At 72.3% G+C, this 6,335-nt stretch carries 5 protein-coding genes and 1 pseudogene; 4 read left to right on the forward strand and 2 right to left on the reverse strand.

What is annotated here, in order from left to right:
* Positions 1-932: pseudogene (locus tag VFZ20_RS00250) on the forward strand (hypothetical protein); the annotation flags it as partial.
* Positions 933-1,294: 362 nt separating this feature from the next.
* Here VFZ20_RS00250 and VFZ20_RS00255 read toward each other — a convergent pair.
* Entirely contained in the window at positions 1,295-2,413 is a 1,119-nt protein-coding gene (locus VFZ20_RS00255; protein ID WP_329681799.1) for a sensor histidine kinase, read from the reverse strand.
* Positions 2,413-3,756, reverse strand: coding sequence for an HD domain-containing protein (locus tag VFZ20_RS00260; RefSeq protein WP_329681800.1), 1,344 nt, complete (start codon positions 3,754-3,756; stop codon positions 2,413-2,415). Before VFZ20_RS00260 ends, VFZ20_RS00255 begins: the two co-directional genes overlap by 1 nt.
* A 676-nt stretch (positions 3,757-4,432) precedes the next feature.
* Here VFZ20_RS00260 and VFZ20_RS00265 point away from each other — a divergent pair.
* The 3 genes from VFZ20_RS00265 to VFZ20_RS00275 are packed head-to-tail and all read left to right on the forward strand — an operon-like array spanning position 4,433 to position 6,178.
* Positions 4,433-5,062: a hypothetical protein gene (locus VFZ20_RS00265; protein ID WP_329681801.1), complete on the forward strand. Its 630-nt coding sequence runs from the start codon at positions 4,433-4,435 to the stop codon at positions 5,060-5,062.
* Entirely contained in the window at positions 5,055-5,423 is a 369-nt protein-coding gene (locus tag VFZ20_RS00270; protein WP_329681802.1) for a transcriptional regulator, read from the forward strand. The genes VFZ20_RS00265 and VFZ20_RS00270 overlap by 8 nt, the downstream gene beginning before the upstream one ends.
* A 32-nt stretch (positions 5,424-5,455) precedes the next feature.
* Positions 5,456-6,178, forward strand: a complete 723-nt coding sequence (locus tag VFZ20_RS00275; protein ID WP_329681803.1) for a di-trans,poly-cis-decaprenylcistransferase — start codon at positions 5,456-5,458, stop codon at positions 6,176-6,178.
* The last annotated feature ends 157 nt before the right edge of the window (positions 6,179-6,335 follow it).

Raw genomic sequence — 6,335 nt, forward strand, 5'->3', positions numbered from 1 at the left:
TGCTGCCCATGGGTGCCGTGGGCGTGGACGGCACCGCGGCCGGGCTCATCGTCCACAACACCGATCCCGTCGGCCGGCTGGCCGTCGCCCTGCGCGGCGCGTGGGGCGACGCGGGGATGGAGCGCGGCGGCAGCGTGGAGGCCGTGTGGCGCGGGCTGCGGCCGGCGCTGACGGGGCAGGCGTTCTGGAAGGACCAGGCGCCCTCGCGGCTCCCCGGCTACGACGCGGCGGGGCTGGACGCGCGCTACGGCGCCGCTGTGCTCAGCGCCGGCAACGCGTGGAGCCGCGCGCGGCAGTCGCAGGAGTGGCGGCTGGGCGCGTCCGCCGGCCGGCTGGACCTGGACGAGGGGGATGCGGGCGCGCGGACGCTGGCCTTTGGGCGCTACGCCGTGGCCGACGGGCAGCGGTACGGCACGGGCTACGCAACGGCCGGGCTGTCGCTGGCGGGCGCCGCGGGCCGGACGCTGGGCGAGGACTGGGCGCGGGGCACGGCCACGGTGGCGTTCGATGCGGGGAACGGCATGCTCAACCTGCGCGCCGAGGCCACGATGGGCCGCGTGAGCCGCGGGGCGCCGCGCTGGGAGCGCTTCACCGTCGGCGGGGTGCGGCCGTTGCTGGCGGACGAGGCCGTGCTGTCGCAGCGCGTGTCCATGCCCGGCCTGCGCTGGGGCACGCTGGAGGGCGAGGATGTGCTGACATACCGGCTGAGCACCAGCCTGGGGGCGCTGACGCCGTACTTTTGGGGCGGGACGACGGACACCACGTGGGACCGCTGGCAGCGCGTGACGGGCGTGGAGCTGGCGACGTCGTTTCCCGGCTTTCGCGCGGCGGGCACGCCCGGCGCGCGCCTGCTGGCCGGCGTGGCGTACGGCCTGGACGGCATCCAGGAGAACGACGTGACGGCCTACTTCGGTGTGACGTACACGCCCTGAACGGCAGTGCGAGAGTGCGAGAGTAACGGCGCCGGATCAGGAGTCTGACGCGAGCCGTCCTTGAACGCGGTTGAAGCCCTGTTCGCAGAGCGCGTCAGCGCGAGACAGGGCTTATGGCTGTCCCAGCGGCGGGTTTACCCGCTCAGGCGCGGTGCCGGATTCGGGGCTGCATCTCCGCCTGCTGCCCGCAAAGCGCGAGGCCGGCCCCGGTGCACGGGAGCCGGCCTCGCGTTTCGCATGCAAGATCCTTCGGGGCCACATGCATCCGTGCACGGGCAGGGCTCGCGAGGGCCCCTCAGGATGACAAGAAGCCGGCGTGCGTGCACGCGTATCGGGCTGATGCCGTTCGCGCGTGCCCTCGGCTAGATCCCGCCCATCGGCAGGCGGACGGCGAAGGCGGTGCCCTCGGCGTCGCTGCGGACGTCCAGCCATCCGCCGTGCTCGCGGACGATGCGGCGGCAGATGAACAATCCCAACCCCGTCCCCTCTTCCTGCTTGGTCGTAAAGAGCGGGTCGAAGATGTGGGGCAGCACGTCCGGCGGGATGGGCGGGCCGTCGTTCCAGAACTCCACGACGACGCTTGGCACCGGCTCCTCCACGCGGACCGTGCGGACGCGCAGCGTGCGGCCGCCCTGCGCCAGCGCGTGCTCCGCGTTGACGATGACGTTCAGGAACACCTGCTGAAGCTGGTGCCCGTCCGCGTGGATGGGCGAAAGCCCGTCGTCCACCTCCACGCGCAGGTCGATGCCGCTGGTGGAGATCTGCCGCTCGCGCATCCCCAGCGTCTCGCGGACGACCATCGCCACGTCCACGGGCCCGCGCTCCGCCGGGTGCCGCCGCGCAAAGTTCAGCAGCTCGGCCACGATGCGCGTGCAGCGGTCCACCGACCCCAGGATGCCGTCCACCTGCTCGCGCGCCTCCCCTTCGGGCAGGCGGCGCTTGAGCACCTGCGCGTGCGCGCTGATAACGGCCAGCGGGTTGTTGAGGTCGTGCGCCACGCCCCCGGCCAGCAGGCCCAGCGTGAACAGCTTGTCGCGCTCGCGCAGGTGCCCTTCCATCCGCTCGCGCTCCTCCCACAGCCGCCGCGTGCGCAGGTGCGCGCCGATGCGGGCCCGCAGCTCCGCGCCGCGAAACGGCTTGCCCACGTAGTCGCTGGCGCCCGCGTCGAACGCGGCGTACACGCTCTCGGGGTCCGTCTTGGCCGTCACCATCAGGATGGGCAGGCGCAGCGCGTCCCACCGCGATCGCGCGCTGTGGCAGATCTCCAGCCCGCTCACGCCGGGCAGCATCCAGTCCAGCAGCAGCAGGTCCGGCGCGCCCTGCTCGTCCAGGATGCGGAGCGCCGTCTCGCCGTCCGCCGCCAGCGTGACGCGGTAGCCCGTCTGCTCCAGCAGCAGGCGCAGCACGCGGCCGGCGCCGGGGTCGTCCTCGGCGATCAGGATGTGCTCGCCGCGCCCGCGCTCCAGGGCCGAACCCGGCATCACAGCAGGGGCTCCGGCGCGTCCAGCCGCGCCCGCGCGTCGTCCGCGGACAGGGCCAGGATGGAGAGCACGCGGTCCGCGTCCATCTCGCGGCGCTCCACGGTGAGGATGCGGAACGCCCGCGCCGTGTGGTACAGCTCGTCGCTCACGCGCGGCAGGTCGATGAGCCCCGCCGTGCCGGCCTCCGTCAGCCGCTCCACCTGGCCGCTGCGGCGCAGCATCAGCAGGTCCAGGCCCATCATCCGCGGCTTTTCGGGATAGTCCACCATCACGCATCCCTCGCCCATCCCCAGCTCCGCCGCCAGCCGCGCCTCCAGCCGGTCGCGCAGCGCCGCGTCCGTGCCGATCCACGCCTCGCCGGGCAGGCCGCGGATGGCCTCGCCGGGGACCTCCAGCGCGCGCTTGGGCAGCAGCCGGCGCCGGACGGCGGGAATCCACCGCTCCGCCACGCGCCGCGCGGCCGGGTGGTCGCGCTCCGCCGCGCGCAGCTCCAGGATGGTGAGCAGCCGCTCGTCGCTCTGCCCCACGAGCTCGTCCGCCGAGATCACCTCGCCCGTCAGCGCGTCCTGCACCAGCCGCTTGTACAGCGCCGTGGCCGCGCGGACGGCGTGGTGCCAGTACACGTTGCGGAACATCTGATACTTGGAGAAGAGCAGCGATTCCAGTGCGCTGAGCCCCTTTTCGTGGATGCCTACCTCCGTCCGCCCCGTGCGCGGGTCCTCCAGCAGCGTGATGGCGTGCAGGAGCCGGTCGACGTCCACCTCGCCGTACGGCACGCCGCAAAAGCGCGCGTCGCGGCGCAGGTACTCGATCTTGTCCAGGTCCAGCGAGCCGGAGACCAGCCCCTGCAGCGGCGAGTCCGATCGCCCGCGGATGAGGGCGGACAGGCGGTCGGGCGCGTCGGGCGCCATCTCCTCCAGCGTGGCGCGGATGCCGTCCGCGCGGAGGAAGCGCTCCGCCAGCGCCTCGTGGTCCGCCGGGATCATCTCCTCCCCCAGCTCCTCGAGCGCGTGGGAGAAGGGGTAGTGGCCCACGTCGTGGAGCAGCGCGGCGTAGGGCGCCAGGCGGCAGTCCACGGGGTCCACGCCGGCCAGCTCGCCGCGGTCGGCCAGCAGGCCCATGGCCCAGCGCGCGAGGTGGTACACGCCCAGCGCGTGGTCAAAGCGCGTGTGCGTGGCGCCGGGATACACGAGGTACGCGAGCCCCAGCTGGCGGATGAGGCGCAGCCGCTGGAACTCGGGCGTGTCGATGATCCGGACCGCCGCGGGGTCCAGGCGGATGGTGTTCCAGAGCGGGTCGCGAACGACCTCGAACTCGCGCGGCGAAGCAGTGTTTGGGCGCATGGCGGGGGCGAGTGTACCCGCCGTGCACCGGCGCGTCAAGCGGCGGGGCCCTCACCCCGGGCCCTCACCCGCTCGCTGTCGCTCGCACCCTCTCCCGCAAACTGCGCGGGAGAGGGTGTAGACTTCGAACGGGGTGCCTGCACGGGGGGGGGAAAGGATGCGTGGAGGCGGATGCCCATCGCTGGCGCGACGGGGGCCCTCTCCCCCGACCTCCTTTTTGCTCGTTCCTCGCAACGGCGGTCGACCCCTCCCCCAACTTCGGGGGAGGGGTGGCGAGAGGGTGGGTTCAGTGCGCGAAACTTAGCTTGTGCATAGGCTGGGTTCTCCTCTCTCCGCGAGGAACGAGCGGGGAGAGGCCGGGAGAGGGGCGGGTTGCTTTCGGCGCGAACCATCCGAACGCCGAGTGCAGTTCTCCCCCTCCCCCGCGACAGCGGGGGCAGGGGGCGGGGGAAGGGGGCCCTCGGCGGGCCGGCAGACTGCCCGCCCTCGTGCACGGGTCGTGATCGCCTTCCCCCATGCCGTTTATGGGGGAAGGCAGGGATGGGGGGCGCCCGCCCGCCGCGCCGTCCTGTACCCCGTATCGGATCCGTCCCGATCTCGTTTCAGCACGGCACATGCTTTGCTTTACATCGCAAAGGACTTGACAGGCGGTCTCACGCCCTGCATCGTATCCACCATGGCGAAGATCCATCCCATCCGGCCGCTGCCTCCGCCCGAGGAGGAACCGTCCCTCGACCTGCACGCGCGGGCGATGGACAACCTTCGCTTCATCCGCGAGACGATGGAGCGGGCCGGCAGCTTTACGGCCGTGAGCGGATGGGGGCAGGTGGTGATCGGCGTGGCGGCCGTGCTGGCCGCGGCCGTGGCCCAGATGCGGCCCGCCAGCACGGAAACGTGGCTGGGCACCTGGGTGGCGGCCGCCGTCGTTTCCATGCTCGTGGGCGTCCTCACCACGTCCATGAAGGCGCGCTCGGCCCGCATGCCCATGCTCACGGGGCCCGGCCGCAAGTTCATCGTGAGCCTGGCGCCGCCGCTGGTCGCCGGCGCGGTGCTCACGGTGGTCCTGTTCCGCGCGGGGATGTCGCACCTGCTGCCGGGCGCGTGGCTGCTGCTGTACGGCGCGGGCATCATCACCGCGGGCGCGTTCTCCGTGAGCGCCGTGCCCGTCATGGGGCTCTGCTTCATGCTGGTGGGCGCGGCGGCGGCGTTCACGCCCGCGTCGTGGGGCAACGCCTGGATGGCCGCCGGCTTTGGCGGGCTGCACGTGGTGTTCGGAATCATCATCGCAAGGAGGCACGGTGGCTGAGGCAAATCGCGCGCACCTGAGCGAGGCCGCTGTCCTGCGCAGCGTGGCGGGCGCGGCCGAGGACGGCGCGCCCGAGCTGGACCGCCTGATCCACGAGCGCGTGCGGCTGGGCATCGTGAGCGCCTTGGCCGTGAACCCGTCGCTGGCGTTCAACGAGCTCAAGACCATGCTAGGCCTTACCGACGGCAACCTGAGCGTGCACGCCCGCAAGCTCGAGGAGGCCGGCTACGTGGTGTGCACCAAGAGCTTCGAGGGCCGCACCCCCCGCACGGAGTTCCAGCTGACCCACTCCGGCCGGCAGGCCCTTACGGCGTACCTCAACCACATGGAAGCGCTCATCCAGGCCGTGCGCGACCGCTGACCCGTTCTCTTTTTTTGCCCGGAGACTTTACGATGCAAAGCACTCTGTCGATCCACCCGCAGCCGCGCGGGCTCCACGCGGCCCTCATCATGGACGGCAACGGCCGATGGGCGACCATGCGGGGCCTGCCGCGCGTGGCCGGCCACCGCGAGGGCGCGCACGCCGTGCGGCGCGTGGTGGAGGCGGCGCCGGGGCTGGGGATCGGCACGATGACGCTGTACGCGTTCTCGTCGGACAACTGGGGCCGCCCGCCGCGCGAGGTGAGCGCGCTCATGCGCCTGTTCCGCGCGTACCTGGCCTCGGAGACGGCGCGGTGCGTGGAGACGGGGGTGCGGATGCGCGTCATTGGGCGGCGCGACCGGCTGGGCGGCGCGCTGCTGCGGCAGATCGAGGCGGCCGAGGCGGCCACGGCCGGCGGCGATCGCCTGCTGCTGCGCATCGCCATCGACTACAGCGCGCGCGACGCCCTGCTGCGCGCCGCGGCCCTGGCGAACGGCGCGGAGGTGGATCGCGAGGCGTTCGGCGCGCTGCTGGCCCGCGCGCAGCACGACGACGTCCCCGCGCCGGACGTGGACCTGCTCATCCGCACGGGCGGCGAGCAGCGCCTGAGCGACTTTCTGCTCTGGGAGTGCGCGTACGCGGAGCTCTACTTCACGCCGCGCATGTGGCCGGAGTTCGGTCCCGCCGCGCTGACGGAGGCGGTGGACTGGTTCCGCGCCCGCGACCGCCGCTTCGGCAAGCTGAAGAGTGCGTGAAGGACGAAAGTGCGAAAGTGCGAAAGTGCGAAAGTGCGAAAGTGCGAAAGTGGGTCATGTACCCGTTCATGGTTGATGCCTCGTAGGAGGCACGACCATCGAGAGCAGATGCTGAACGGTCCAGCAACGATCAGTCAGCCCGGCAGCCATCGCCGGC

It is taken from the genome of Longimicrobium sp. (genome assembly GCF_036280135.1).
In the GTDB taxonomy this organism is placed as follows: domain Bacteria; phylum Gemmatimonadota; class Gemmatimonadetes; order Longimicrobiales; family Longimicrobiaceae; genus Longimicrobium.

Bases quoted from the DNA above. Each gene is read 5' to 3' on its own strand.
- VFZ20_RS00255 (WP_329681799.1), bottom strand. From the start codon at position 2,413: ATGCCGGGTTCGGCCCTGGAGCGCGGGCGCGGCGAGCACATCCTGATC.
- VFZ20_RS00260 (WP_329681800.1), bottom strand. From the start codon at position 3,756: ATGCGCCCAAACACTGCTTCGCCGCGCGAGTTCGAGGTCGTTCGCGAC.
- VFZ20_RS00265 (WP_329681801.1), top strand. From the start codon at position 4,433: ATGGCGAAGATCCATCCCATCCGGCCGCTGCCTCCGCCCGAGGAGGAA.
- VFZ20_RS00275 (WP_329681803.1), top strand. From the start codon at position 5,456: ATGCAAAGCACTCTGTCGATCCACCCGCAGCCGCGCGGGCTCCACGCG.